This is a genomic window from Paraburkholderia sp. JPY465 (genome assembly GCF_050436725.1).
Taxonomy (GTDB): Bacteria; Pseudomonadota; Gammaproteobacteria; order Burkholderiales; family Burkholderiaceae; genus Paraburkholderia; species Paraburkholderia youngii.
Map to the genome: position 1 here is coordinate 1045429 of NZ_JBNDMT010000003.1, position 26336 is coordinate 1071764.

Sequence of the window (26336 nt, forward strand, 5' to 3'; positions counted from 1 at the left end):
ACAGGACAGGTCGATGAGTCCGAAGCTGGTGACGAAGGGCCAAACGGGAAGGAGTGTCCAGCGTCATGTCGATGCGACAGGTACTGCGTCAGAAGCCCGTGCAAGCGGGGCGAGCGGGAGGCACACGCGGTGAAGCTGCGTCTATGCCCGTGAGCGACGAAGCCTGTTGCCCGCGCCATGAATCCGGGGACACAGGGTCAGCGCTGCTGATGGCGGCGCTGACGAGAGAGAACCTGAAGCAGGCATTCAAACGGGTACGGGCCAACAAGGGAGCCGCTGGCGTGGACGGTCTGGACATTGACCAGACGTCGCGCCATCTGGTGACGGCGTGGCCGGCGATCCGTGAACAGTTGCTGAAGGGGACGTACCGGCCCAGCCCGGTACGGCGGGTGACGATCCCGAAACCGGACGGAAGCGAGCGCGAGCTTGGCATCCCGACGGTGACGGACCGGCTGATCCAGCAGGCGCTGCTGCAGGTGCTGCAACCGGTTCTGGACCCCACCTTCAGCGCGCACAGCTATGGTTTCCGGCCCGGACGGCGTGCGCACGATGCGGTGCTTGCCGCGCAGTCGTACGTGCAGTCGGGCCGGCGAATCGTGGTGGACGTTGATCTGGAGAAGTTCTTCGACCGGGTCAACCACGACATCCTGATCGACCGTCTACAGAAACGTATTGGGGACGCCGGGGTGATCCGGCTGATCCGGGCGTATCTGACGAGCGGCATCATGGATGGCGGTGTGGTTCAGCAGCGCGAACAGGGCACGCCGCAGGGCGGGCCGCTATCGCCGTTGCTGGCCAACGTGTTGCTCGACGAGGTGGACAAGGAACTGGAGCGGCGCGGTCACTGCTTCGCGCGCTATGCCGACGACGCGAACGTGTACGTTCGCAGTCGGCGCGCGGGCGAACGGGTGATGGCGTTGCTGCGGCGGCTGTACGGGCGACTGCGTTTGAAGGTCAACGAGACCAAAAGCGCAGTGGCCAGCGTGTTTGGACGCAAGTTCCTGGGCTACAGCTTCTGGGTGGCACCCGGACGCGAGGTCAAGCGCCGCGTGGCGGACAAACCGCTGGCGACGTTTCGGCAACGCATCCGGGAACTGACCGCTCGTTCATGCGGGCGCAGCCTGCGGGAAGTGGTGCGACAGGTACGCGCGTACCTGCTGGGCTGGAAGGCGTACTTCCGTCTGGCGCAGACACCGAAGGTCTGGCGTGAGCTGGACAAGTGGTTGCGTCACCGACTGCGCGCAATCCAGCTCAAGCAGTGGAAGCGCGGTACGACGATGTACCGCGAACTGCGCGCGATGGGCGCCGCCGTTGATGTGGCGCGACGGGTGGCGGCCAACGGCCGTCGCTGGTGGCGCAACAGCGGCAGGCTGCTAAGCAGACTGTTCACGGTGGCGTGGTTCGACCGGCTGGGTTTGCCCCGTCTCTCATGACCTCAACTTCCCGAACCGCCCGGTGCGGACCCGCATGCCGGGTGGTGTGGCAGGGGCGCAGCCCGATGGCTGCCCCCTATGCCGATTACTGTCCGCTGCCGGACGCCTCCCGGAAGGCTCGGGACAAACAGCCATTGCCAGCGCGCGCGGCCTGTTTTACCGTTGATCCGACTCATCCTCGCGGTCCCGCCATGTTCGATCCCACCGAAGCCCCGTCACCGTTTCATCTGCGCACGGCAAGCATGGAAGATTTCGAGTTTGCCGAGGCGCTGACCCGCAACAACATGGGCGGCTACTATCGCCGGCATCATCTGGTGTGGCGCAGCGATCTGTTTCTCGGCAGTTGGCGGGAATCGGAGAATTTCATTCTCGAAGTGGATGGCGTGCCGATGGGCGTGCTGCGTATCACCGAGGAAGGTGATTCGCTGCATATCCGCGACGTGCAGATTGCCGAAGGATATCGGAGGCTCGGCGCCGGTACGTTTCTTCTCGACATCTCGCATCAATGGGCGCGCGAGCGCGGGTTGCGCGAGTTGCAGTTGCGCGTCTTCGTCGATAATCCGGCGGCGCGGCTCTATCAGCGCAAGGGCTATAAGCTCGCCGGGCCGCGGCTCGCGCAGCTAGGTGCAATCCGTCATCTGGCGCGGCGGGTTTGAGGCCTGGTCTGCGTGGATCGCCGACACCCATCGCCAGGCATCGTCATTCACCGCTCGGCAACATCAGCCGAACCGGCTTGATCCTGTGCCGTTTCATCATCCGCTTGCGCGTCATCATGCTCGCCGTTGCTCGCGCGATGCTCGGCGCCTCGCTCGATAAACGCGCGTGGACTCGCGCCGAACGCGCGCCGGAACATCGCGGAGAAGGCGCTCTGGCTCTGATAGCCCAATTCCTGCGCGACATGCGACAGCGGCCGCCCCTGGCTCAACAATGGAATGGCGCGCGCGAGAATCGCCTGCTGACGCCACTGCGAAAAACTCACCCCCAGTTCCTGACGAAACAGCCGCGCGATCGTGCGCGTGCTCGCGCCGACCGTCGATGCCCACTGTTCGAGCGACTCGCCATGCATCGGGTCGGCGATAACAGCCTCGCACAGCGCGCGCAGGCGCTTTTCGCTGGGCATCGGCACGGACAGCGGCAATGGTTCGGAGCGCGTCAGTTCGTCGAGAGCGAGCGCGCCGAGCAGTTGCTCGCGCGCGGCGGACAGGCCGGGCGTATCGAGCGCGGCAATCACCTCGCGCAACAGGTTCGATACTTCGACGACGCGCGGCGTATCGAGCCCGGCCGGCACCGTACTCTCAGTGATGTACAGCGTGCGCAGGAACGCATCCTCGACGGCGACCACTTCGTGGGTGACATGCGGCGGCAACCAGATCGCGCGCGATGGCGGCACCATCCACGTGGTACCCGTTGTCGCGACGCGCAGCACGCCGCGCGACGCATACGCGACCTGCGCCCATGCATGCGTATGACGCGCGATATGCCAGCCCGCCGGCATGGGCCGCGAACGCACGCGGATCGGATGCGTGTCGTTCGGCGCGAACTCGGGCGGTATGTCGGCGAAACGCACGCGGCTCAACGGGTTGGACTCGGCGGACGAGGGCATGGCAAGGTCGGTTCGGATAATGGAGCCGGCAAGGGCGAAGCTCAGTCGAGGCCATTCACCGGCGCGGGCTGTAAGCATTGTAGATCGTGCCTGGTTGCTGATGCCGTCGAGCGACCGTTGCATAATGTCCCGATGGCCGCCGAGCCACCAACATCACCCCTGACCACGGAGACTCAACGACGATGCAGACCGTCTTTGTCTACGGCACACTGCGTGCCGGTGAAACCAACGACATCAGCGAAGCCGCCGCGCGCAACGACCTCCCCGCGCCGAGCCTGCTCGGCAGCACCACGGTGCGCGGCCATCTGTTCGATTTTGGCGACTATCCGGGTCTCGTCGTCGACGAAGGGGGCGTCGACGTGGTCGGCGACGTCTATGAAATCGACGATGCGCTCGTCGCGGTGCTCGACGAAATCGAAGCCGTATATCCGGGCGTCGACGACCGTTTTCTGGCCCGCGAGGTGATGGTCAAGGTAGACGGCAACGTCGTGAACTGCCGCTTCTATCCGGTCGCGCCGAACGCGGTAAAAGGGCTGCCCGAAATCCGTTCGGGAGATTGGGTCAAACATCGGCGCACGCGCTGAGCCGGTGCACGCCAGCGGCCAACAAAACGGCGCGCCATGTATGTCCGCGGCGCGCCGTCATTCAAGCAGAAGGGATCAACGGGCGCGAGCCGGTCCAACGCGCCCGAGCCCGCATCATCGACACCATCAAATCTCTTCGTAAAGCGGCAGCGTCAGAAAATCGGTGAACTGCTCCGCGGTCGACATCTGTTCGAAGATCTGCGCGGCGCGCTCATACGGCTTCGTATCTCCACCCACCGTCTGTTTGACCTTGTCGAGTTCCTGTCCCGCGAGCTCGCGCACCAGTTCGACCGTCACCTTGCGGCCGTCATCGAGTTTGCCCTTCGGCGAGCGGATCCACTGCCACACCTGCGAGCGCGAAATCTCCGCGGTGGCGGCATCTTCCATCAGATTGTGAATCGGCACACAGCCATTGCCCGCGAGCCACGAACCGAGATAGTGGATGCCGACATTGATGTTGTTGCGCAAGCCCGCTTCGGTGATCGGCGTCTCCGGGCGGAAGTCGAGCAGATCGGTCGCGGTCACGAGCACGTCGACGCGCTGCTTGTCGATCTGATTCGGCCGGTCGCCGAGCACCTTGACGAACTCTTCCATCGCGACCGGCACGAGACCCGGATGCGCGACCCAGCCGCCGTCGTAGCCATCGCCCGCGTCGCGCGCCTTGTCCGAGCGCACGCCGGCCATGGCCTTTTCGTTGGCGGCCGCATCGTTCTTGATCGGAATCAGCGCGCTCATGCCGCCGATCGCCGGCGCGTTGCGGCGGTGGCAGGTCTTCAGCAACAGCAGCGCATACGCGCGCATGAACGGCGAGGTCATCGTGATCTGCGAGCGATCGGCGAGGCAGAAGTCGCGGTCGCTCTTGAACTTCTTGATCGCGGAGAAGATGTAGTCCCAGCGGCCCGCGTTCAGGCCCGAGCTATGTTCGCGCAGCTCGTACAGGATTTCGTCCATTTCGAACGCGGCGACGATCGTCTCGATCAGCACCGTCGCGCGAATCGTGCCACGCGGCACGCCGAGCGCTTCCTGCGCGGCGACGAAGATGTCGTTCCACAGCCGCGCCTCGAGATGGCTCTCCATCTTCGGCAGATAGAAGTACGGACCCGAGCCGCGCGCGATCAGCTCCTTCGCGTTGTGCACCATGTACAGCGCAAAATCGAAGATGCCACCCGACACGCGCTTGCCATCGACCTTCACGTGCTTCTCGTCGAGATGCCAGCCGCGCGGACGCACGATCAACGTCGCGGTCTTGTCGTTGAGCCGGTACGACTTGCCGTTCTGTTCGAGCGAAATCGTGCGGCGCACCGCGTCCTTCAGATTGATGTGACCGGTGATCTGATTGTCCCAGCTCGGCGCATTCGAATCCTCGAAGTCGGTCATGTAGGAGTCCGCGCCCGAATTGAGCGCGTTGATGATCATCTTGCGCTCGACGGGCCCGGTGATCTCGACGCGCCGGCACTGCAGATCCTGCGGCAGCGGCGCGATCTTCCAGTCGCCTTCGCGCACGCTCTTCGTGGCGGCGAGGAAGTCGGGGCGCTCGCCCGCGTCGAGCCGCTTCGCACGTTCGACGCGCGCCTGCAGCAACTGCTGACGGCGCGGCTCGAACGTGCGGTGCAAGGCCGCGACGAGTTCCAGCGCTTCGCGGGTGAGGATCGCTTCAAAGCCGGGCTTGATTTCGCCGGTGATTTCCATGCCTTGCGGCATCGACAGCGGATTAGCCATGTTTTCTCCTTGGTCGGTCAGATTGCAGAAAGTGCGAAGGTTGAAAAGGGGAGTGGGTTCCCGAAAGCGAGGGGCGCCGTCATACGCGCGGGCTGGCGCGCTTGCGGCCGCCACTGCCATGAGTTCCGGGACGGCCGCCAGTCGAGCGCGACGCCGTCGGGAGCGTTTGCAGAAAGCCCAGCAGATCGTTCATCCCGCCGCCGGTGCCATGCGGCGTCACGCCGAGCTCTTCGACGGGCAGGTTCTGCCGGTTCAGCCAGAACGTCGTGAAGCCGAACCACGTCGCGCCTGCGACGTCCCAGCCGTTCGACGACACGAACACGATCTCGCGCGCCGCCACGCCAAACGCATCGGGGCCGAGCGCATACGCGGCGGGAGAGGGTTTGTACGCGCGCACCGCATCGACCGACAGCACGTGATCGAAGAGAGCGCTCATGCCGGCGCTCTTGACCGCGATGTCGAGCATTTGCGGATTGCCGTTGGACAGGATCGCGAGCCCGGGGCCGAGCCCGACATGCGGCACGGCGGCGGGCTCGCGCAACGCGCGCAGCACCGGCACGGCGTCGGGAAACGCGGACAGACACGCGTATTCGTCCATCAGACGCTTTTCGGCCGAGCGGCCGAGCGTGAGCTGCAGTCTTTTCGCGGCGAAGCGCAGTGCGTCGAGCGTGATGTCCCAGAACGGGCGGTAGTGTTCGCCGGGGGCGTCGCTGCGCGCGGCGAGCGTGCGCAGTTGCGTGTATTCGATCTGCTTCTGGCGCCACAGCTGCGACAGCGCGTCGCCGTGTCCGGGGAAGAGTTGCTCCGCGGCGGCGATCACCGAATGCACGTCGAACAACGTGCCGTAGGCGTCGAAAATCACTGCTCGCGGTGAAGCTGTCGTTGTGGCCGACATTGCCATGCGCTCCTGTCAGAGGTCGGGATCGATTGTATTGGTGACGTTAGGTACTAAAAAATAGGCTAAAGATCACTTGATCTTTTACTTTCATATACCTAATCTCACACACAACCCTCACTTTTGCGCTGACTTAATTGCTTTCGCGGCGCGCATCGTTCATGGACCGTTTCAAGCAGATCGAGACCTTCGCCACCGTCGCGGCCAAAGGCAGCCTGTCCGCGGCGGCGCTCGCCGAGGGCGTCGCGCCCGCGATCATCGGCCGGCGCATCGACGCGCTCGAGGAGCGCCTCGGCGTCAAGCTCCTGGTGCGCACGACGCGCAAGATCACGCTCACCTTCGAAGGCTCGGCCTTTCTTGAAGACTGCCAGCGCATCCTTCACGACATGCAGAACGCCGAGGCGAGCGTGTCGGCGGGCGGTGTGAAGGCGAGCGGCCATTTGCGGCTGTCGGCGCCGGCCGGCTTCGGACGCCGGCACGTGGCGCCGCTGGTGCCCGCATTCACGGTCGCGCATCCGGACGTGTCGATCACGCTCGATCTGTCCGATCGTCTCGTCGATCTCGTCAACGAAGGCTTCGATTGCGCGGTGCGGCTCGGCGAGTTGCCCGATTCGTCGCTGGTGTCGCTGAAGCTGGCCGAAAACCGCCGCGTGTGCGTCGCGTCGCCCGCGTATCTGAACCGGCGCGGCGCGCCGCACAGCCTCGCCGAGCTCGCGCGCCACAACTGCCTCGCGCTCGGCGCGAGCGCGAACCAGCAGCGCGGCTGGATGTTCCAGCACGACGGCAAGGTCGTGTCGATCAAGGTGTCCGGCACGATGGAATGCTCGGACGGCGCGGTGCTGCACGAATGGTGTCTCGCCGGACACGGGCTCGCGTGGCGCTCGTGGTGGGAGGTCGGCGCGGACCTCGCGGCGGGGCGCCTCGTCACGGTGCTCGACGAATTCGCCGCGCCGCCGATCGGCATCCACGCGGTGTTCCCGCAGCGCCGTCATCTGCCGCTGCGAGTGCGGCTGTTTCTGGACTTTCTCAAGCATACGTACGGCGAACCCGGTTACTGGGACTGACCCGCCAATCCCCAGACGGTCGCAATTACTCGCATTCATACGCATTACAATCGTTTCGGGCAGCCTGCACCCTGGGCTTTGTTGGACGCTGACCCCGTGCTGCGCGCAGCCGGCGACGGAGGGCATCATGTTCAGGCACATCCTGGTTCCGACCGATGGTTCAGATCTTTCACGCAAAGCGATAGCGGGCGCGATCGATCTCGCGCAGGCCGTGGGCGCCCGCGTGACCGCGTACGCATGTCTGCCGCAGTATCCGTATTCGCCGTTCTCCGAGGTCGCGATCGAACCACCAGGCGAGTTCCTGCAACGCAGCGAGCGCGAAGCGCGCGTGCATCTGCGCGAAGTCGAGCATGCGGCGCACCGCGTCGGCGTCCACGTCGAGAGCCGCACGAGCGTGCATCCGGCGCCGTATCTCGGCATCATCGAAGCGGCCGAGCAGGGCGGCTGTGATGTGATCTTCATGGCGTCGCATGGGCGGCGTGGGCTCGGAAGCCTGTTGATCGGCAGTGAAACGCAGCGGGTGCTCACGCATACGAAAATTCCTGTGATCGTCTATCGCTGAATCGCTTTGCACCGCCGGCAGCGTGCCGGCATGCGCGGCCTTCGAAAAAAAACGCGCCGGCGGCGAAGCCGGCGCGTTCAGGTTCGCCGCACGCCTGCCGCGTGCTGGCTTCTCTCAGACCCCGGCCGCTGGCATGCGCACTAATGTTCCTGCCAATCTGGTACGGCGCGGTCCTCCCAGTGTCGGCGGCACTCTGACGTTGCCCCTCGACATTTGCCAATCGTTGCTGCGTTCAGGCCACGGGATTGCGTGACCCGACCGGCTCATCTCAGGCGACCTTCTTGTCGAAGAACTGCTCGTTTTCCGTCGAACCATGCAACGCGGTCGTCGATGCTTCGCGCTCGACCGTCTGCGTGACGGCGTCGAAGTAGCCGGTGCCGACTTCGCGCTGGTGCTTGACCGCAGTGAAGCCCTTTTCGGCCGCCGCGAACTCCGCCTGCTGCATTTCGACGAACGCGGTCATCTGGTTGCGCGCATAGCCGTACGCGAGGTTGAACATCGAGTAGTTCAGCGCGTGGAAGCCGGCCAGCGTGATGAACTGGAACTTGTAGCCCATTGCGCCGAGCTCGCGCTGAAACTTCGCGATCGTTGCGTCGTCGAGGTTCTTCTTCCAGTTGAACGACGGCGAGCAGTTGTACGACAGCAGCTGGTCCGGGTACTCCTTGTGGATCGCGTCGGCGAATTTCTTCGCGAACTCGAGGTCCGGCTTGCCGGTTTCGCACCAGATCATGTCGGCGTACGGCGCATACGCGAGGCCGCGCGAGATTGCCTGCTCGAGGCCCGGCTTCGTACGATAGAAGCCTTCGACGGTGCGCTCGCCAGTCAGGAACGGGCGGTCGTTGTCGTCGACGTCCGAGGTCACGAGGTCGGCGGCTTCCGCGTCGGTGCGGGCGAGCAGCACGGTCGGCACGCCCGAGACGTCGGCGGCCAGACGTGCGGCGGTCAGCTTCGCGACGGCTTCGCGGGTCGGCACGAGCACCTTGCCGCCCATGTGGCCGCACTTCTTGACCGAGGCGAGCTGGTCTTCGAAGTGCACGCCCGATGCGCCCGCTTCGATCATCGCTTTCATCAATTCGAACGCGTTCAGCACGCCGCCGAAACCGGCTTCCGCGTCGGCCACGATCGGCGCGAAGTAATCGACGTAGCCTTCATCGCCCGGGTTCTTGCCTTCCGACCACTGGATCTGGTCGGCACGCGTCAGCGTGTTGTTGATGCGCTTGACGACGAGCGGCACCGAGTTGGCCGGATACAGCGATTGGTCCGGGTACATTTCACCAGCGACGTTGGCATCGCCCGCGACCTGCCAGCCCGACAGATAGATTGCCTTCAGACCGGCCTTCACCTGCTGCATCGCCTGGTTGCCCGTCAACGCGCCGAGCGAGTTCACGAACGGCTCGCTGTTCACTGCGGCCCACAGCTTTTCGGCGCCGCGCTTCGCGAGCGTGTGCTCGGGTTGCACCGAGCCGCGCAGACGCACCACGTCTTCGGCCGAGTAGGTGCGCTTGACACCCTTCCAACGCGGGTCCGTTTCCCATTGCTGCTTGAGTTGCTGCACTTGCTGTTCGCGGGTCATTGTCATGATGTGCTCCTTCGATGCCAGTTATGGAGGATGGGTGACTCTGTCTTCTCGAAGCGCCGGGCCCTGAGAGGGCGTTGTGGTTCGTGAAGTCTTATATAAGAGTCTAGGCAAATCGATGGACGCGCAATAGACACCGCAAAGCGTTTTTCCAATATTTATTTTTACGTTAAATCAATGGCTTGAACGTCGCATTTCGTGATGAGAAACGATATTTTCCCTGTTGCAACAGTCGTTCTTGTGCCTTGCAGCATGATTTTTTACGACGCAAAAAATTTTTCCACATCGCGAAATTTGGGGCGGGCAGTGGATAGGTGAAAAAAAACCGGCGCCTGAGCGCCGGTTTTCTGCTGTTCTCACGGACGGCGCGAAGCCGTCCGGTCAGTCTTGTGCGTAGCTATCAGCTGCCGCGACGTGCCGAACGGGGACCGTCGTTGCGGCGCGCGCCGTAGCCGTCACGCGAACCGTAACTGTCACGCGAACCACCGCCGAAGCCTTCGCGCGAGCCATAGCCGTCACGCGAACCGCCGTGGCTTTCGCGCGAGCCGTAGCCGTCACGCGAACCGCCGGCCGACTTGTTGCCCCAGCCGCCGCCGTTGCCATTGCCATTGCCGTTCCCGTTGCGCGAGCCGCCGTAGCCGCCCGGCTTGCCCGAGCCGCTGCCGAAGCGACGGCCGTTACCGCCCGGACGGCCGCGGCCACCGAAGCCAGGACGGCCGTTGCCCGAAGGCGGCGCCTTGCGCGGCTCGAAGCCTTCGACGACGTTGACCGGCAGCGGCGTGCGCACGAAGCGCTCGATGCGCTTCAACGCGCCCTGTTCGGCGTGATGCACGAGGCTCACCGCGATACCCGAGCGACCCGCGCGGCCGGTACGGCCGATACGGTGCACGTAGTCTTCGGCGAACTTCGGCAGGTCGTAGTTGAACACGTGCGTGATGCCCGGGATGTCGATACCGCGAGCGGCGACGTCGGTCGCAACCAGCACGCGCACGCGGCGCTCGCGCAGCGCGCGGATCGTGCGGTTACGCGCCCCTTGCGGCAGGTCGCCGTGCAGCGCAGCCGATTCGAAACCGGCGTCGGCCAGACGGCCCGCCAGTTGGTCTGCGTCCATCTTGGTTGCCGTGAAGACGATCGCCTGGTCGAGGCCGGAGTCGCGCAGCAGATGGTCGAGCAGACGGTCCTTGTGATCGCGGTCGTCGACGTAATGGACGGTTTGCGCGATGTTGGTGCGCTGCTCCATGCGCTGGACGATTTCGATACGCTCCGGGTCCTTCAACAGACGGCCGGTCAGCGAGCCGATCTTGCCGTCGAGCGTGGCCGAGAACAGCATGGTCTGACGGGTAGCCGGCGTTTCGGCGACGATCGTGTCGATGTCGTCGATGAAGCCCATGTCGAGCATGCGGTCGGCTTCGTCGAGCACGAGGATCTGCAGTTGCGACAGATCGATGCGGCCGCGCTCGAGGTGGTCGATCAGACGGCCCGGCGTCGCAACGAGGATTTCAGGGTTCTTCGCGAGCAGCATCAGTTGTTGGCCATAAGCGACGCCGCCCAGAATGCTGACGGTGCGCAGGCGCTTCAGGTGCTTGCCGTACGTGGCGGCGGCGGTCGTGACCTGCATCGCGAGTTCGCGGGTCGGGGTCAGCACCAGCATGGTCGGACGCGCGACCGGCTGCGGACGGCGGCCGCGGCCACCGTCGGCCGGACGCGGTTCGCGCGGCTGGCTCGCCTGGGCCTTTTGCAGCTGCGCGAAACGCTCGATGGCGGGCAGCATGAAGGCGGCGGTCTTGCCCGAACCGGTCGGGCTCGAAACCAGCAGATCGCGGCCGGCGATACCAGCCGGCACCGCGCGTTGCTGCACCGGCGTCGGGTGCTCGTAGCCAGCGGCGGTCAGCGCGGAGACGACTTCCGCGGACAGGCCGAGCGACGCGAAGCTCGGCTTGGCGTCAGCTTGCGCGACGGCTGCGGGAGCGGCGGGCGCGAGACCAAGTGCTTCGTCGGCGATGGCGTTCAACGGGCTGCTGGGGGTGTTGCTCAAAGTCATGTGAATCCTTGAAAACGATCCTGGGTGGTTCATCGGATGAAAACGTCAACGCCAATCGGCATACCCAAGTCGTCGGATTCAGCGAGCAAAAAAGCAGCGAGCAAATCGAAAAACGGGGGCAACTCGCGACAATGAAGGCGAGTTTTTCGTTAGAAGCTGTATCGGATGCGACGTGCCAACATGGCGAGCCGCCAGCCTGGGACTTGAGCCCGTAGGGGGCTAGGCAGAAGGGGACAGGTTCTAAACTGGATTGGAGCAAACGCTATGGGACGCTGCGCCGCGAGGACCGCTGGAAAAACGGCCAAAGCAGTGAAGCGCAGGCGGCATTATAGCGAACTTTGCTGCACCGCGCCACCATTCAGGCAAATCCGACAGAAAAAAGTGCCGGAATGCAGTAGGGACGTGAGGGCGATGGCCCGGAGCCTCGCGTCCGGAACCCCGCGAGGCCGTGGCGGGGTTCCCATACGGCCATTTCCACAGATGATTGGCGCGCCGGAAACTCAGGCCGCCGCGCCGCTCTTCAGCGATTCGACGAGCTCGACATATTGCTGCTTCGCAGCGTCCTGCGCGGTGCCCTTGAGCGCCGCCCAAGCTTCGTACTTGTATTTGCCGACGATGTCGGTGAAGCCCGACTTGTCGCCGTGCACGTCGCCCTCGCTTGCCTGCTTGAAGAGTGCATAGAGACGCAGCAGCGTGAGATTGCCCGGGCGCTCGGGCAGCTGCTTGACGTCCTGCTGGGCTTGTTCGAACTGGGAGTTGATATCGGTCATGGTGGGTTGGCCTGCGTCGCGGGATAGATGAGATCGGCCGAAAATCATAACAATTGCCTGACGCAACGGGGCCGAGGGCTTATTCCAAACTGGGCGGCCGCGAAGCGGGGCAGCAAGGCCGCGCAAACCACCATTCACGCGCACCGTGCCGATTACAATACGGTCCATGACTCAAACAGTGCTCCTTGCCCTCGATACCTCGACTGAATTCTGTTCGGCGGCGCTCGTGTCCGCGTCCGTCGATGCCGCCGGTCAGCCCAGCGCCGAACCGCGCGTCTGGGTTCGTCACGAACAAACCGGCGCGGTGTCCAGTACCCGCCTGCTGCCGGCGATCCGCGAACTGTTCGACGAAGCCGGCCTCACGTTGGCGGACTGCGACGCGATCGCGTTCGGCTCGGGCCCGGGCTCGTTCACCGGACTGCGTACGGCGACCGGCGTCGCCCAAGGCCTCGCGTTCGGCCTGGACCTGCCGGTCGTGCCGATTGGCACGCTGCTCGCGTGCGCGGAGAGCGCCCGCCTGCGTGATCCGTCGACGACGCGCGTGCTCGCCGCGCTCGACGCGCGCATGGACGAAATCTACTGGGCCGACTACGCGTGGGACGACGCGCAACACGAATGGCGCACCGTGCAGACGGCGTCGCTCGATGCGCCTGAGCGGATCGTGCTGCCCGACGGGCCGTTCACGCTTGCCGGCAATGCGGCCGCCGCGTTCGGCGAGCGATTGCCGGCGGTCGCGGCCGCGCGAAGCGTCGATGGCGAAGCGTTGCCGCATGCGTTGCCGCTGGCGTACGCGGCGCTGCGCGCGTTCCATGCGGGTCGCACGGTGCCCGCCGACCAGGCGGCGCCCGAGTACGTGCGCGACAAGGTCGCGCAGACGACCGCCGAGCGCATGGCCGACAAGGCGGCGAAATCAGCCAAAGCGGCTCACAACGCCGGGCAGTCCGCGCAGAGCGCGCCCGACGGCGCGTCCGGCCAGCCGTCCCACGACGAGGCGCGCCCATGAGCGGTGTGCTGCTCACGGACCGCTACATGTCGCCGATGACCGAAAGCGACCTGGACGAAGTCGCCGCGATCGAGAAGCTCGCTTATGAGTTTCCGTGGAGTCGCGGCAACTTCGGCGACTCGCTGCGCAACGGCTATTTCGGCGTCTGTCTGCGCCACGTGACGGGCACTTTGATCGGCTATTGCGTGCTGATGCCGGTCGTCGATGAAATGCATCTGCTGAATCTGTGCGTGGCACCCCAAGCGCAAGGCGCGGGCGCGGGCCTCGCGCTGCTGCGCGAGGCGGTGCGCATCACGCACGCGGAGAAGCTCGAGGGACTGCTGCTCGAAGTGCGGCCGTCGAATCATCGGGCGATCCGTTTGTACGAGCGCTTTGGCTTCGCATCGATCGGCCGGCGCAAAAATTATTATCCGGCGCGGCATCGCGCCCGGGAGGACGCGATCGTGATGCGTCTGTCGTTTGCCACGGAGGGCCAAGATGGCGCTGCATGAATCGGTGCTCGAAGAATTTGGACTCGCGCCGTTGTGGGTGCGTCGCGGACTCGCCGCGCGCGAGGCGGAGGCCGGGCAGGGTGATGCATCGCAGTCGATACCGGCAGACGCGGACGACGAGCGACGCGCGGAGCCGGCGCCGCAGACCTCGCGCGAACCGCTGCGCGCATCCGCCGACGCGCAGCCGCAGCAAGCGCCGAGTGAACCCGCACCGCGCTTCGACGAAACCGCCGCACGCCGCGAGACATCACAACCGCAACCGGACTTTTCAGCGCCGCCGACTTTCGACGCCCCACCCGACGACGACTTCGCGTGGTTCGACGATCCCACCGCATCGGCCCCCGCACCCGCCGAAGCACGCCGCGACGCGCCCGCGCTGCCGGCGATCCACACGCTCGACTGGGACGCGCTCGCCGAGCGCGTCGCCGGATGCGAGGCCTGCCGGCTGTGCGAGAAACGCACGAACACGGTGTTCGGCGTCGGAGATCGCGAGGCCGACTGGATGCTGATCGGCGAAGCGCCCGGCGAGAACGAGGACCGTCAAGGCGAACCGTTCGTCGGCCAGGCCGGCAAGCTGCTCGACAACATGCTGCATTCGCTCGCGCTCGCGCGCGGCACCAACGTGTATATCGCGAACGTGATCAAGTGCCGGCCGCCCGGCAACCGGAATCCGCAGCCGGACGAGGTCGCCCGTTGCGAACCTTATCTGCAGCGTCAGGTGTCGCTCGTGAAGCCGAAGCTGATCGTCGCGCTCGGCCGTTTCGCCGCGCAGAGTCTGCTGAAGACCGACGCGAGCATTTCGTCGCTGCGCGGCCGCGTGCATACGTACGAGGGCGTGCCGGTGATCGTCACCTATCATCCGGCCTATCTGCTGCGTAGCCTGCCCGACAAGGCCAAGGCATGGACGGACCTGTGCCTTGCGCGCGCCACGTGGCTGGCGAACGGCGGCGCGCCGTCGAACGAATCAAAGTGACGATCCCCGAGGGACGGGCGGCGCGCATGCCCGCCGCGTCTATCAGCCACGCGGCGCTTCTCGATAGGTTGCTTGGATTGCGCGACGGTGCTTCAGTCGATGCACTGCGCGAACCCGCCGTCCGCGATCTCGCGTGGCTGCTGCTGAGTCCCGATCTGTTGCGCCCTCAGCCTCCCGCGGGCGCGCTCGCGGCTCCCTTCGATACACCGCAGGAATTGCAGGCCACGCTCGACTGGCTGCGCGCGCTCGACACCACGCCAGAATCTCTGCATCAGGATCTCGCGGCAACGCGCATCACGCGTCTTGGCCGCTACGCCGAACGCCTGCTGGGTTTTTTCCTTCGTCATGGGCCGGCGACGCAATTGATCGCAGCGGGTGTGCCGCTACGGCACGCCGGCCGCACGCTTGGTGAATGCGATTTCCTCGTGCGCACGCGCGAGGGCGCGCGACTGCATTGGGAACTCGCGGTGAAGTGCTATCTGCATGCGGGCGATCCGAATAGGGCAGAGGCGGCGCATCTCGCCGATTACGTCGGCCCCAATCTGAAGGACCGCTTCGATCTGAAGCTCGCGCATCTGCTCGATCATCAGTTGCCGCTCAGCGCACGCGAGGAATTTGCATCGACGGGCTATGCAGGCACGTGGACGCCGCAGATGTTCGTCAAAGGCTGGCTGTTCTACCGGCATGGCGCCACGCCCACCGATCCTGCCGAACTCGATCCCGCGCATGGCCGCGGCTGGTGGATTACGCATCGCGACTGGCCGGCTTTCGAGTGCGCGCACACGCATAGGTGGCGGGTGTTGCCGCGGCTCGAATGGCTTGCGCCGCAGTATCGAATGCAAGCCGGCGCGAACGATTCGTGCTATGTCGACGCAAACACGCTCGCCGCTCAAATTTCACCGCAACACGGCCCGACGATGGTCGCCGGATTCATCGAAGACGATACGGGACATCTGCTCGAACGCTCGCGCGGCTTTATCGTGCCCGACGACTGGCCCGAGCACGCGCGGCGTTACGCGAAGCAATAGCGTCGCTTACCACCACCGATGAAAGTGATGCACCGGCCCCACGCCGTGGCCGACGTCGAGCCGCTCGCTCGCCTGCAACGCGCCGGTCAGATAAACCTTCGCATCGGCCACGGCGCTAGCGAGATCGTCGCGCTGCGGAATCAACGCCGCGATCGCCGACGACAACGTGCAGCCCGTTCCATGCGTGTTCTTCACCGGCACGCGCGGACCGCCGAGACGCAGCGTGCCGCTTTCCTGCACGAGCCAGTCGGGGCTATCGGTCGCGCTCAGATGGCCGCCCTTCATCAGCACCGCGCGCGCGCCGAGCGCGCGCAACGCTTCGCCTTGCTCGACCATGCCGGCTTCGTCGGTGGCGGGCTGCGTGCCGAGCAGCGCGGCCGCTTCCGGCAGATTCGGCGTCAGCAGATCGGCGAGCGGCAGCAGTTCGTCGCGTACCACCGCGACCGCATCGGGCAGCAATAGTGCGTGATTGCTCTTCGAGATCATCACCGTGTCGAGCACGATGTGTTTGGGCCGGTGACGGCGCAGCGCGTCGGCAACCGCGCGCGCGATCGGCGCATTCGCGAGCATGCCGATCTTCACCGCGTCGATGCGGATGTCGTCGAACACCGCGTCGAGCTGCGCGGTGATGAAGCCAGGGTCCGGCGCGTGAATCGCGGTCACGCCGCGCGTGTTCTGCGCGGTCAGCGCGGTGATCACGCTCGCGCCATAGGCGCCGAGCGCGGAGAAGGCCTTCAGATCGGCCTGGATGCCAGCGCCGCCGCTGGAATCGGAGCCGGCGATCGTCAGCACATTGGGAATCGATTGAGTCATGGTCGAGCGAGGAAGAAGAAGGGCCCGCTCGTGCGTGTCGCGGCCGGCCCGGCGCGGTTGATCAGTGCTTGGCTTCGCCGATCAGCGCGACCGAATCGAACGCGCGCTGGTTCGCCTGATGGCGCCGCATCACGAGCCACATCATCACGCACACGAAGGTGCCGAACAGCACGATCACGACGGTAACCGGCACGTCGAGCCAAACGAGCACCGCGTACAGGCACAGCATCACGAGCACGGACAGATTCTCGTTGAAGTTCTGCACGGCGATCGAATGGCCCGCCGACAGCAGCACGTGCCCGCGATGCTGCAGCAGCGCATTCATCGGCACGACGAAAAAGCCCGACAGGCCGCCCACGAACATCAGGAAGATATACGCGAAGATCAGATAGCCCGACACGTGCATGCGGCCAAAATAAATGCCCCAGTGCGGGGGAAACAGATCGCGCGTGTAGAACGCCATCAGCATCACGGAGATACCCATCATGATGCCGACCGGCAAGACCGACAGCGACTTCTTCAACGGCACGCGCGAAGCCGCAAAAATCGCGCCGCCCGCGACGCCGACCGCGACCACCGCCTGCAGGATTGCCGCCTCGGACAGCGACATGCCCAGCGACACCTCGGCCCATTTAAGCACGATGAATTGCAGCGTCGCACCCGCGCCCCAGAACAGCGTCGTCACAGCGAGAGAAATCTGTCCGAGCTTGTCACGCCACAGCACGAGAAAGCAGTCGGCGAAATCGGTGATCAGGCGGATCGGCCCGTGTTCCTGGCGCGGATAGCGCGCGCCGGTGTCGGGAATGCGCAGATTAAAGAGCGCGGCGACCACGTAAATGCCCATGATCACGAGCATCGCGGCTTCCGCGGGCGTGTTCACGGTGGGGACGTGCCATTTGAGAATCGGCGCGGCGATGTGCGGGCTGATCAGCGCGCCGCCGAGCACCGTGCCGAGAATGATCGAGCCGACCGTGGTGCCTTCGATCCAGCCGTTCGCGGCGACGAGCCGGTCAGGCGGCAACAGTTCGGTGAGAATGCCGTATTTGGCGGGCGAGTAGGCCGCCGCGCCGAAGCCGACGATGCCGTACGCAATCAGCGGATGCGCGCCGACCAGCATCGTGATGCAGCCGACCACCTTGATCGTATTGGTGATGAACATCACGCGTCCTTTCGGACGGGAGTCGGCGAATGCGCCGACGAAGGCGGCAAGAACGACGTACGACAGCACAAAAAACAGCTTGAGCAGCGGCGTCATCCAGTTCGGAGCGTGAAGATCTTTCAGCAGTGCGATAGCAGCGATCAGAAGCGCATTGTCGGCCAGCGACGAAAAAAACTGCGCGGCCATGATGGTGTAAAAGCCTTTTTTCATCTGATGCGATGCTGTCCTCGCTGCGGTCTGTCCGCCCCGGCCGTTTGTTATGCGTCCGGGCTTATGCCGATCGAAATGGGTTGTGCGCACGGCTTTATATCATGAAAATAGATGGATTCAGACTAGCAGAATCCTTGATCGCACCGCCCAGCGGGCCGCAGAGCGCTGAAAACGCCTTGTAAGCCGCTGATTCGCAAGTGTCTTTTCGAAAAAATCCCATGCCGCGCCCCCTTTCCGCCACGATTCATACCGCTGCTCTCGCCAATAACCTCGCTGTCGCGCGGCGCTATGCGCCGAAATCAAAAGTCTGGGCCGTCGTCAAGGCTAATGCCTACGGGCATGGCCTCGCGCGCGTGTTTCCCGGATTGCGCGCGACGGACGGCTTTGGGTTGCTGGACCTCGAAGAAGCGGTGAAGTTGCGTGAATTGGGCTGGGCAGGCCCAATTCTTCTGCTGGAAGGCTTTTTTCGGCCGACCGACATCGACGTAATCGATCGCTACAGCCTGACCACGGCGCTGCATTCGGACGAGCAGCTGCGCATGCTCGAAATGGCGCGCCTGTCGAAACCGGTCAATATCCAGTTGAAGATGAACACCGGTATGAACCGGCTCGGCTACACGGTGGAAAAATTTCGTGCCGCATGGGAGCGCGCGCGCGCCTGCCAGGGCGTCGGCCAGATCACGTTGATGACGCATTTTTCCGATGCCGATGCCGAGCGCGGCATCGCGCATCAGGTGGAGGCGTTCGAGCGCGGCGCGCAGGGCATCGCCGGTGCGCGCAGCCTCTCGAATTCGGCCGCGACACTGTGGCATCCCGAAGCGCATTTCGACTGGGTGCGTCCGGGCATCATCCTGTACGGCGCGTCGCCGTCCGGCGTGACGGCCGCGATCGACGGCACCGGACTGCAGCCCGCGATGACGCTCGCGTCGGAACTGATCGCCGTGCAGACGCTCGGCGAAGGCAGTTCGGTCGGCTATGGGTCCACGTTCACCGCGCGCGCGCCGATGCGCATCGGCGTGGTCGCGTGCGGTTACGCGGACGGCTATCCGCGCGTCGCGCCCGAAGGCACGCCGGTGATCGTCGATGGGGTGCGCACGCGAATCGTTGGACGCGTGTCGATGGACATGCTGACCGTCGACCTGACCCCGGTGCCGACCGCCAACGTCGGCTCGCGCGTGGAACTGTGGGGTACCGCGCTGCCCATCGACGACGTCGCGCAAGCCTGCGGCACGATCGGCTACGAGCTGATGTGCGCGGTCGCGCCGCGTGTGCCGGTTCGGGCGGAGTAACGCGTGGCGAAAGCGAAGACGTTGTATATCTGCGGGGAATGCGGCGGACAGTCGCCCAAGTGGTCCGGTCAATGCCCGTCTTGCCAGGCGTGGAACACGCTCGTCGAATCGGTCGCAGAGGCGCCGTCCGCTCACCGTTTCCAGTCGCTCGCGAAGAGCACGCCAGTGCGGCGCCTCGCCGACATCGACGCGTCGGACGTGCCGCGCTTTTCCACCGGCGTCAGCGAATTCGACCGCGTGCTCGGCGGCGGTCTCGTGCCGGGCGGCGTGGTCCTGATCGGCGGCGATCCGGGCATCGGTAAATCTACATTGCTGCTGCAATCGCTCGCCGAGATCGCCGCGGACAAGCGCGCGCTCTATATCAGCGGCGAAGAATCGGGCGCGCAGATCGCGTTGCGCGCGCAACGGCTCGCACTGCTCGAACCCGGCTCGAAGGCGAGCGAACTGCAATTGCTCGCGGAAATCCAGCTCGAAAAAATTCAGGCGACGATCACCGAGCAACGGCCCGAAGTCGCCGTGATCGATTCGATCCAGACCGTCTATTCGGATGCTTTGACATCGGCGCCGGGCTCGGTCGCGCAAGTGCGCGAGTGCGCCGCGCAACTGACGCGTATCGCCAAGCAGTCGGGCACCACGATCATCATGGTCGGGCACGTGACGAAAGAGGGCGCGCTCGCGGGGCCGCGCGTGCTCGAGCATATCGTCGATACGGTGCTGTATTTCGAGGGCGATACGCACTCGTCGTACCGTCTCGTGCGCGCGATCAAGAACCGTTTCGGCGCGGTCAACGAGCTCGGCGTGTTCGCGATGACCGAGCGTGGTTTGCGCGGCGTCGCGAATCCGTCGGCATTGTTTTTGTCGCAGCACGAGCAGTCGGTGCCGGGTTCGTGCGTGCTCGTCACGCAGGAGGGCACGCGGCCGTTGCTCGTCGAAGTGCAGGCGCTCGTCGATTCGGCCAACGCGCCGAATCCGCGCCGCCTCGCGGTCGGCCTCGAACAGAACCGGCTCGCGATGCTGCTCGCGGTGCTGCATCGGCATGCGGGCATCGCCTGTTTCGATCAGGACGTGTTCCTGAACGCGGTGGGTGGCGTGAAGATCTCCGAGCCCGCCGCCGACCTCTCGGTACTGCTCGCGATTCATTCGTCGATGCGCAACAAGCCGCTGCCGAAGGGGCTCGTCGTATTCGGCGAAGTGGGCCTCGCCGGAGAAATCCGGCCGTCGCCGCGCGGTCAGGAACGCCTGAAGGAAGCGGCCAAGCTCGGCTTCTCGGTGGCGGTGATTCCGAAGGCCAATGCGCCGAAACAGCCGATCGAAGGCTTACAGGTCGTTGCGGTCGAACGGATCGAACAGGCCATCGACCGCGTCCGCACGCTCGAATAGACGGGGCCGGGACGGCTCGCCGGTACATTGCGCGCTCGCGGTCCCGTAATGCCCTGTAAATATCGCCATTTTGGCTGTAACCTGGCCGCCATACCTTTTTCCTAAGCTGTAACGATATGCATCCCTTCTGATGCTCGAAAAAGGATCGCGCTTTGAAACAGTCACATGAAACCGCTGCCGACCCGCACATCCAGGTGCGCGGCTGCCGGGTCTCCGCACCGATTCATCGGCCATGGGGCGGCGCTTGCCGGATCGTCGAGTGGATCGACACCGCGGGGCAGATCTCGCGGCGCGTGGTGGCCGAAGACGTGACCGCCGCCGAAGTGCGCGCCACGATCAGCCGCCATGTGGAAGGTCGCAAGCACTTGCTGTACGACGACGAGAAGTCGCCGCGTCAAACGCTGCCGAGGCAGACGGCGACGCGGCGTTGACGGCGGCGGGTTAGGCCCCGTCGTCGTCTGAGTCGGCGGCGCTCGCGGCCGCCGCCGCATACGCGTGCGGATTGAACAGCGGATGCTGCGCCGCTTCAGCGGGCGTCAGCACCGGCGACACGCAGCAATCGAGCGATTCCAACGATTCCACCCAGTCGCCGAGCGTGCGCGTCGCGATCACATCAGCGAGTTCCCGGATGAGTGCCAGCGCATCGGGACCGCCGATCGCCTGCCCCAGGCTCCAGTGACGCGTCGCCCATTCGGGCCGATCGAGCGCCATGCACAGCGTTTCCCAGAACTTCAGTTCGAGCGCGCCGACCGCGAGCCAGCGCTGATCGCTCGTGCGGTACAGGTTGTAGCAGGGCACGCCGCCATTTAGCAGACCACTGCCCGCTGCGGGCGCCGCCCCTTCGTTGACCAGCGACACCTGCGCGACGAAGTTGTGCGCATAGCTCGTGTGCGTCATCGATACATCGACGAAGCGGCCCGCGCCACCACGCGCGACATGCCAGAGCGCGGCGAGAATCTGCGTGACCGCGCTCAAGGCGCCACCGAGCAGATCGGCGATCTGGAAGTTCGGCAGGATCGGCGCACCGTCGCGGCTTGCCAGTTGATCGAGCACGCCCGCATAGCCGATGTAGTTCAGATCGTGGCCCGCATGGTCCGCGAACGGACCGCTTGCGCCATATCCGCTGATCGCGCAATAGACGAGCCGCGGATTGGCCGCGCCGAGCGTCGCGTAGCCGAGGCCGAGCCGCTCCATCACGCCGGGCCGGAAGCTCTCGATCAACACGTCGGCTTCGGCCGCGAGCGCGCGCAGCACGTTGCGTCCCGCTTCGGATTTGAGGTCGAGGCGCGTCTCGCGCTTGCCGCGATTGACCATCCGGTAGAACGCACCGGGCCTACCCGCGACACGATCGCTCGACGACTGCATCATCGTGCGCGTCGGGTCGCCCGCGCCGGGCGCTTCGATCTTCAGCACATCGGCGCCGAGCTCAGCGAGGCGCAGCGCGGCCGCCGGCCCCGGCAAGAGGCGCGTGAGGTCGAGCACGCGGAGTCCTTGCAACGGTGGCGGCACCTCGGTTGCCGTTGCAGCCGCGGGTCCAGACACCGATGACGGGGACGACGAGTTCGCAAATGACAAAGCCAAGCTCCCGTGGATGCCGGCGCGGCCCGGCCGTTGCGTGCCGCTAGCCGATCTGTTCGAGTTCCTCGTGCGTCTCGAGCCATTCGGCTTCGAGCGTATCGAGGCGCGCGTTCACGTCTGCCTGACGGCGGATCGCCTCCGTCAGTTTGCTCTTCTGCTCCGGCTCGTAGCTCGCGGGATCGGCGACGAATGTATCGAGCGTCGTCTTCTCCGCGTTGAGCGCGTCCATTTCCTTTTCGATCTTCGCGATGCGGCTTTGCAGCGGCTTCTTCAGATGCGCGAGCTTCTGCCGCGTTTCCGCTTCGAGGCGGCGCTGCTCCTTGCGATTGACGTTGCTGTCGCCATTTGCCGCGGCGCTGGACGCTGCGTCCGACGCACCGGAAGCATTCGCCTTCAACGCCGCGCGCTGCTCGGCCGCATGCTGCAGCAGCCAGTCGCGATAGTCGTCGAGATCGCCGTCGAATTCCTGCAGACGATGCTTCGCGACCAGCATGAACTGATCGGTCGTCGCGCGCAGCAGATGGCGGTCGTGCGACACCAGAATCAGCGTGCCTTCGAATTGCGCGAGCGCCATCGTCAGCGCGTGGCGCGTTTCGAGGTCGAGGTGATTGGTCGGCTCGTCGAGCAGCAGCAGGTTCGGCTTCTGCCAGATGATCAGCGCGAGCGCGAGGCGTGCTTTCTCGCCGCCCGAGAACGGCGCGATCTTCGCGGTCGCCATGTCGCCGGAAAAGTTGAAGCTGCCGAGGAAGTCGCGCAGTTCCTGCTCGCGCGTATCGGGCGCGAGACGCGCGAGGTGCTGCAACGGCGTGTCGTCCGGACGCAGCGTTTCGAGCTGATGCTGCGCGAAGTAGCCGATGCGCAAACCCTTGCCTTCGCGTACGTGGCCCGAGAGCGGTTCGAGCGTGCCCGCGAGCGTCTTGATCAGCGTGGACTTGCCCTGGCCGTTCGCGCCGAGCAGGCCGATGCGCTGACCATTCTGGATCGACAGCATCACGCGCTCGACGATCGGAATCTCGCTGCCGTCTTCGGCGTGGTAGCCGCAGCGCACATCTTCCATCACCATCATCGGATTCGGCGCGGAGTCGGGCGTACGGAACTCGAACGTGAACGGCGACGCGATGTGCGCGGGCGCGATCAGCTCCATCTTCTCGAGCGCCTTCACCCGGCTTTGCGCCTGACGCGCCTTGGTGGCCTGCGCCTTGAAGCGGTTGATGTAGCTTTGCAGATGCGCGACCGTGCGCTGCTGCTTTTCGTACGCGCTCTGCTGCAGGGCGATCTGCTGCGCGCGCAGCACTTCGAATTGCGAGTAATTGCCGCCGTAGCGCTTGATCTGCTGGTTCTCGAGATGCAGCGTGACGTTGCAGACGGAATCGAGAAACTCGCGGTCGTGCGAGATCACGATCAGCGTGCCCGCATAGCGATTGAGCCAGTCTTCGAGCCAGACGATCGCGTCGAGGTCGAGGTGGTTGGTCGGTTCGTCGAGCAGCAGCAGGTCGGAGCGGCACATCAGCGCCTGCGCGAGATTCAGCCGCATGCGCCAGCCGCCCGAAAAACTGCTGACCGGCTCGCGGGTCTGGTCGAGCGTGAAACCGAGGCCGAGCAGCAGCGCTTCGGCGCGTGCCGGCGCGGTGTAGCCGTCGGCGTCGGCGAAGGCGGCGTGCGCTTCGGCTTCGGCCGCGCCGTCGTGCGCCGCGGAGGCGGCCGCGATGCGCGCTTCGATGTCGCGCAGCGCGGCGTCGCCGTCGAGCGTGTAGGCGAGGGCGGTTTTGTCGACGGCAGGCGTTTCCTGTGCGACGTGGGCGATGCGCCAGGTCGGCGGGATCGAGAAATCGCCGCCGTCCGCATGCAGCTCGCCGCGCAGCACGGCGAACAGCGTCGACTTGCCCGCGCCGTTCGCCCCGACGAGGCCGGCTTTTTCACCGGGGTTCAACGTGAACGTGGTGTTGTCGAAAAGCGGCTTGGTGCCGCGCGCGAGGCTGAACTGATTGAAGCGGATCACGACGTGGCCGGCTGAAGAAAACCGCTATTTTAGACTGCCCGGCGGGTTGCCGGGCGCGCGGCGCCGATTGCCCGGCTGTCGCATTGAGCGCAGCCGCCATCGGCCATTCGGCCGACTGTACCGGCAGCGCTTTTGGCATAGACTGACGGCTTTCACGGGAGGGCACATGACATCGATCTATTCGTTTTCGGCACGCACGCTCGGCGGCGAGGAAGCGAGTCTCGCGAAGTACCAAGGCAAGGTGATGCTGATCGTCAATACCGCGAGCGAATGCGGGTTCACGCCGCAGTACGCGGGCTTGCAGAAGCTGTACGACACGTACGCGGCGCGCGGGCTCGCGGTGCTCGGTTTTCCGTGCAACCAGTTCGGCAAGCAGGAGCCGGGCGACGCCGCGCAGATCGGCAGCTTCTGCGAGAAGAATTACGGCGTGACGTTCCCGATGTTCGACAAGATCGACGTGAACGGCCCGAACGCGCACCCGCTATTCCGTTACCTGACGATCGAAGCGCCGGGGCTGCTCGGTCTCGAGGCGATCAAGTGGAATTTCACGAAGTTTCTGATCGGCCGCGACGGCAACGTGGTCAAGCGCTATGCGCCGCTGACCAAGCCCGAGGCGATCACCGAGGATATCGAAGCGCTGCTGTAAGCACGAGCGCCTCTACAGGATCGGCGAAAAGAGCCGTGCGACGTGCATCAGCATGCGTCGCAGCGCGTTCGCCTTGCGGTACTCGTCGCGGTCGATTTCGCGCGACTCGGCGAAGTCGTCGAGCAGCATCGTTTCGACTTCGAGCGCGAAACCGCGGTCGACGGTCAGCACCATGATCTCGAAGTTCAGACGGAACGAGCGGTTGTCGAGATTGGCGCTGCCGATCGCGGCCGCGCTGCTGTCGATCAGCACGACCTTCTGGTGCAGGAAACCCGGCTGATAGCGGAAGATGCGAATGCCCGCGCGCAGCGAGTCGTATGCATACAGCTTCGAAGCCTCGAACACCACCCGGTGATCGCGCCGGCTCGGAATCAGGATGCGTACGTCGACGCCGCGCAGCGCCGCGAGCCGCAGCGCGGCGAACACGGCTTCGTCGGGTACCAGGTAGGGCGTCGTGATCCAGATGCGTTCGCGCGCCGCGTTGATCGCTTCGACGAAAAACAGCGAGCAGGTCTCCTGTTTGTCGGCCGGGCCGCTCGGCAGCACGATGCAGTGCATGTTGTTCCCGGCGTGTTCGACGGCGCCGTGGGCGTCGCGCTGCTCGACGGATGGACCGGCAGTTTCGGTGGACGGCACGTCTAACTCGGGCAACTGCTGCGTGGCCCAGTACCAGTCCTCGATGAAGACGAACTGGATGCTGGCGACCGCCGGGCCGCGCACCTCGATATGCGTATCGCGCCACGGCGACAGCGGCGGCTTCGCGCCCAGATATTCGACGCCGACGTTATGACCGCCAATAAACGCGCGCTCGCCGTCGACCGCCACGATCTTGCGGTGATTGCGGAAATTCAGTTGCAGACGGTTGACGAAGCGGCGGTTCGTCGCGAACGGCTGCATCTCGATGCCGGCCGCGCGCAGTGCCGCGACGTAGCGGTGCGGCAGATCGAAGCTGCCGATGCTGTCGTACAGGAAGTACACGCGCACGCCCTGTTGCGCTTTCGCGATCAGCGCGTCTTTCAGCATGTCGCCGAGCGCGTCGTCGCGCACGATGAAGAACTGCACGATCACATAGTGGCGCGCGTTCTGGATCGCGTCGAAGATCGCCTCGAAAGTCGCGGTGCCGTTGATCAGCGTGCGCACGGTGTTGCCGGGCAGGAACGGCATGCCGCCGAGGCGCGTCAGCGACTGCACGAGCCGCGAGCCGAGCTGCTGCGTCGGCACCCCGGCCGACGACGCGTGCGTGTCCCACACCTGCGGATGCGCGCGTGTGCGCAGCAGCTCGTTTTCGACGCGGCGCGCGTCCGCGTAGCCGGCGAACTTGCTGCGGCCAAGGAACAGGTACGGCACGAGCGTCAGATAAGGCATCGCGACCAGCGATACGGCCCACGCGATCGCCCCTTGCGAGGTGCGGGTATGGAGAATCGCGTGACCGGCCGCGATGATGCCGAGAATGTGGGCAAGGAGAACCAGCGGGCCGACGTGAAGCAGGTCGAATGTCATAAGCTCGCGAACAGTTGGCG

At 65.1% G+C, this 26336-nt stretch carries 25 protein-coding genes; 14 read left to right on the forward strand and 11 right to left on the reverse strand.

What is annotated here, in order from left to right; all coding sequences use genetic code 11:
- The first annotated feature begins 65 nt into the window (after positions 1-65).
- Entirely contained in the window at positions 66-1433 is a 1368-nt protein-coding gene (gene ltrA, locus QFZ94_RS19430; protein WP_429456418.1) for a group II intron reverse transcriptase/maturase, read from the forward strand.
- Between the two features lie 191 nt (positions 1434-1624).
- Entirely contained in the window at positions 1625-2089 is a 465-nt protein-coding gene (locus QFZ94_RS19435) for a GNAT family N-acetyltransferase (RefSeq protein ID WP_368586886.1), read from the forward strand.
- Between the two features lie 47 nt (positions 2090-2136).
- On the opposite strand, the gene QFZ94_RS19440 is transcribed toward QFZ94_RS19435, so the two are convergent.
- Positions 2137-3036, reverse strand: coding sequence for an AraC family transcriptional regulator (locus QFZ94_RS19440; protein WP_368586887.1), 900 nt, complete (start codon positions 3034-3036; stop codon positions 2137-2139).
- A gap of 182 nt (positions 3037-3218) precedes the next feature.
- Between QFZ94_RS19440 and QFZ94_RS19445 the strand changes: the two genes are divergently transcribed.
- Positions 3219-3620, forward strand: a complete 402-nt coding sequence (locus QFZ94_RS19445) for a gamma-glutamylcyclotransferase family protein (protein WP_368586888.1) — start codon at positions 3219-3221, stop codon at positions 3618-3620.
- A gap of 126 nt (positions 3621-3746) precedes the next feature.
- Here the strand turns inward: QFZ94_RS19445 and aceB are convergent, their stop codons facing one another.
- Together aceB and QFZ94_RS19455 are read right to left on the reverse strand one after the other, a co-directional pair.
- Positions 3747-5339 carry a malate synthase A gene (gene aceB, locus QFZ94_RS19450; RefSeq protein WP_429458855.1) on the reverse strand — a complete coding sequence of 531 codons (1593 nt, stop codon included), beginning with the start codon at positions 5337-5339 and terminating at the stop codon, positions 3747-3749.
- 79 nt (positions 5340-5418) lie between these two features.
- Positions 5419-6234: a haloacid dehalogenase type II gene (locus QFZ94_RS19455; RefSeq protein ID WP_429458857.1), complete on the reverse strand. Its 816-nt coding sequence runs from the start codon at positions 6232-6234 to the stop codon at positions 5419-5421.
- 161 nt (positions 6235-6395) lie between these two features.
- On the opposite strand from QFZ94_RS19455, the gene QFZ94_RS19460 reads away from it, so the two are divergent.
- A complete protein-coding gene (locus QFZ94_RS19460) occupies positions 6396-7298 on the forward strand; it encodes a LysR family transcriptional regulator (protein WP_176108262.1) in 903 nt (300 codons plus the stop codon).
- Between the two features lie 127 nt (positions 7299-7425).
- Positions 7426-7860: a universal stress protein gene (locus QFZ94_RS19465; protein WP_429458859.1), complete on the forward strand. Its 435-nt coding sequence runs from the start codon at positions 7426-7428 to the stop codon at positions 7858-7860.
- Positions 7861-8128: 268 nt separating this feature from the next.
- On the opposite strand, the gene aceA is transcribed toward QFZ94_RS19465, so the two are convergent.
- Both aceA and QFZ94_RS19475 read right to left on the reverse strand, forming a co-directional pair.
- Entirely contained in the window at positions 8129-9433 is a 1305-nt protein-coding gene (gene aceA / locus QFZ94_RS19470) for an isocitrate lyase (RefSeq protein WP_368586915.1), read from the reverse strand.
- Positions 9434-9836: 403 nt separating this feature from the next.
- Entirely contained in the window at positions 9837-11477 is a 1641-nt protein-coding gene (locus QFZ94_RS19475) for a DEAD/DEAH box helicase (RefSeq protein ID WP_429458861.1), read from the reverse strand.
- Positions 11478-11485: 8 nt separating this feature from the next.
- Here QFZ94_RS19475 and QFZ94_RS19480 point away from each other — a divergent pair, with 8 nt between their 5' ends.
- The gene (locus tag QFZ94_RS19480) at positions 11486-11692 is read left to right on the forward strand and encodes a hypothetical protein (protein WP_152850989.1); all 207 of its coding nucleotides are present in this window, start codon (positions 11486-11488) and stop codon (positions 11690-11692) included.
- Positions 11693-11977: 285 nt separating this feature from the next.
- Here QFZ94_RS19480 and QFZ94_RS19485 read toward each other — a convergent pair whose 3' ends face one another.
- Positions 11978-12247, reverse strand: coding sequence for an acyl-CoA-binding protein (locus QFZ94_RS19485; protein ID WP_429458864.1), 270 nt, complete (start codon positions 12245-12247; stop codon positions 11978-11980).
- A gap of 166 nt (positions 12248-12413) precedes the next feature.
- Between QFZ94_RS19485 and tsaB the strand changes: the two genes are divergently transcribed.
- From tsaB to QFZ94_RS19505, 4 genes are read left to right on the forward strand one after another with little or no spacing between them, the layout of a single operon-like run.
- Positions 12414-13250, forward strand: coding sequence for a tRNA (adenosine(37)-N6)-threonylcarbamoyltransferase complex dimerization subunit type 1 TsaB (gene tsaB / locus QFZ94_RS19490; RefSeq protein WP_429458866.1), 837 nt, complete (start codon positions 12414-12416; stop codon positions 13248-13250).
- Positions 13247-13741, forward strand: a complete 495-nt coding sequence (gene rimI / locus QFZ94_RS19495; protein ID WP_429458868.1) for a ribosomal protein S18-alanine N-acetyltransferase — start codon at positions 13247-13249, stop codon at positions 13739-13741. Before tsaB ends, rimI begins: the two co-directional genes overlap by 4 nt.
- Positions 13728-14714: a uracil-DNA glycosylase family protein gene (locus tag QFZ94_RS19500; RefSeq protein ID WP_429458870.1), complete on the forward strand. Its 987-nt coding sequence runs from the start codon at positions 13728-13730 to the stop codon at positions 14712-14714. The genes rimI and QFZ94_RS19500 overlap by 14 nt, the downstream gene beginning before the upstream one ends.
- Positions 14711-15742: a DUF1853 family protein gene (locus QFZ94_RS19505; RefSeq protein ID WP_429458872.1), complete on the forward strand. Its 1032-nt coding sequence runs from the start codon at positions 14711-14713 to the stop codon at positions 15740-15742. Before QFZ94_RS19500 ends, QFZ94_RS19505 begins: the two co-directional genes overlap by 4 nt.
- 6 nt (positions 15743-15748) lie before the next feature.
- Here QFZ94_RS19505 and thiD read toward each other — a convergent pair whose 3' ends face one another.
- Both thiD and lplT read right to left on the reverse strand, forming a co-directional pair.
- Positions 15749-16555 carry a bifunctional hydroxymethylpyrimidine kinase/phosphomethylpyrimidine kinase gene (thiD, locus tag QFZ94_RS19510; protein WP_429458874.1) on the reverse strand — a complete coding sequence of 269 codons (807 nt, stop codon included), beginning with the start codon at positions 16553-16555 and terminating at the stop codon, positions 15749-15751.
- A gap of 61 nt (positions 16556-16616) precedes the next feature.
- A complete protein-coding gene (gene lplT / locus QFZ94_RS19515) occupies positions 16617-17924 on the reverse strand; it encodes a lysophospholipid transporter LplT (RefSeq protein ID WP_176108269.1) in 1308 nt (435 codons plus the stop codon).
- A gap of 218 nt (positions 17925-18142) precedes the next feature.
- Here lplT and alr point away from each other — a divergent pair, with 218 nt between their 5' ends.
- The 3 genes from alr to QFZ94_RS19530 all read left to right on the forward strand — a co-directional run bounded on the left by alr (position 18143) and on the right by QFZ94_RS19530 (position 21024).
- Entirely contained in the window at positions 18143-19213 is a 1071-nt protein-coding gene (gene alr, locus QFZ94_RS19520; RefSeq protein ID WP_429458876.1) for an alanine racemase, read from the forward strand.
- 3 nt (positions 19214-19216) lie between these two features.
- Complete coding sequence (radA, locus tag QFZ94_RS19525; protein WP_410847941.1) at positions 19217-20593, forward strand: DNA repair protein RadA; 1377 nt, start codon at positions 19217-19219, stop codon at positions 20591-20593.
- Between the two features lie 152 nt (positions 20594-20745).
- Positions 20746-21024, forward strand: a complete 279-nt coding sequence (locus QFZ94_RS19530; protein ID WP_368586900.1) for a DUF2866 domain-containing protein — start codon at positions 20746-20748, stop codon at positions 21022-21024.
- 10 nt (positions 21025-21034) lie between these two features.
- Here the strand turns inward: QFZ94_RS19530 and QFZ94_RS19535 are convergent, their stop codons facing one another.
- Positions 21035-22090, reverse strand: coding sequence for a CaiB/BaiF CoA transferase family protein (locus tag QFZ94_RS19535; RefSeq protein ID WP_429458879.1), 1056 nt, complete (start codon positions 22088-22090; stop codon positions 21035-21037).
- A 124-nt stretch (positions 22091-22214) separates the two neighbouring features.
- Entirely contained in the window at positions 22215-24170 is a 1956-nt protein-coding gene (locus QFZ94_RS19540) for an ATP-binding cassette domain-containing protein (RefSeq protein ID WP_429458881.1), read from the reverse strand.
- 166 nt (positions 24171-24336) lie between these two features.
- Here QFZ94_RS19540 and QFZ94_RS19545 point away from each other — a divergent pair, with 166 nt between their 5' ends.
- Complete coding sequence (locus QFZ94_RS19545) at positions 24337-24816, forward strand: glutathione peroxidase (RefSeq protein ID WP_368586903.1); 480 nt, start codon at positions 24337-24339, stop codon at positions 24814-24816.
- Positions 24817-24828: 12 nt separating this feature from the next.
- Here the strand turns inward: QFZ94_RS19545 and cls are convergent, their stop codons facing one another.
- A complete protein-coding gene (cls, locus tag QFZ94_RS19550) occupies positions 24829-26316 on the reverse strand; it encodes a cardiolipin synthase (protein ID WP_429458883.1) in 1488 nt (495 codons plus the stop codon).
- Positions 26317-26336: the final 20 nt, after the last annotated feature.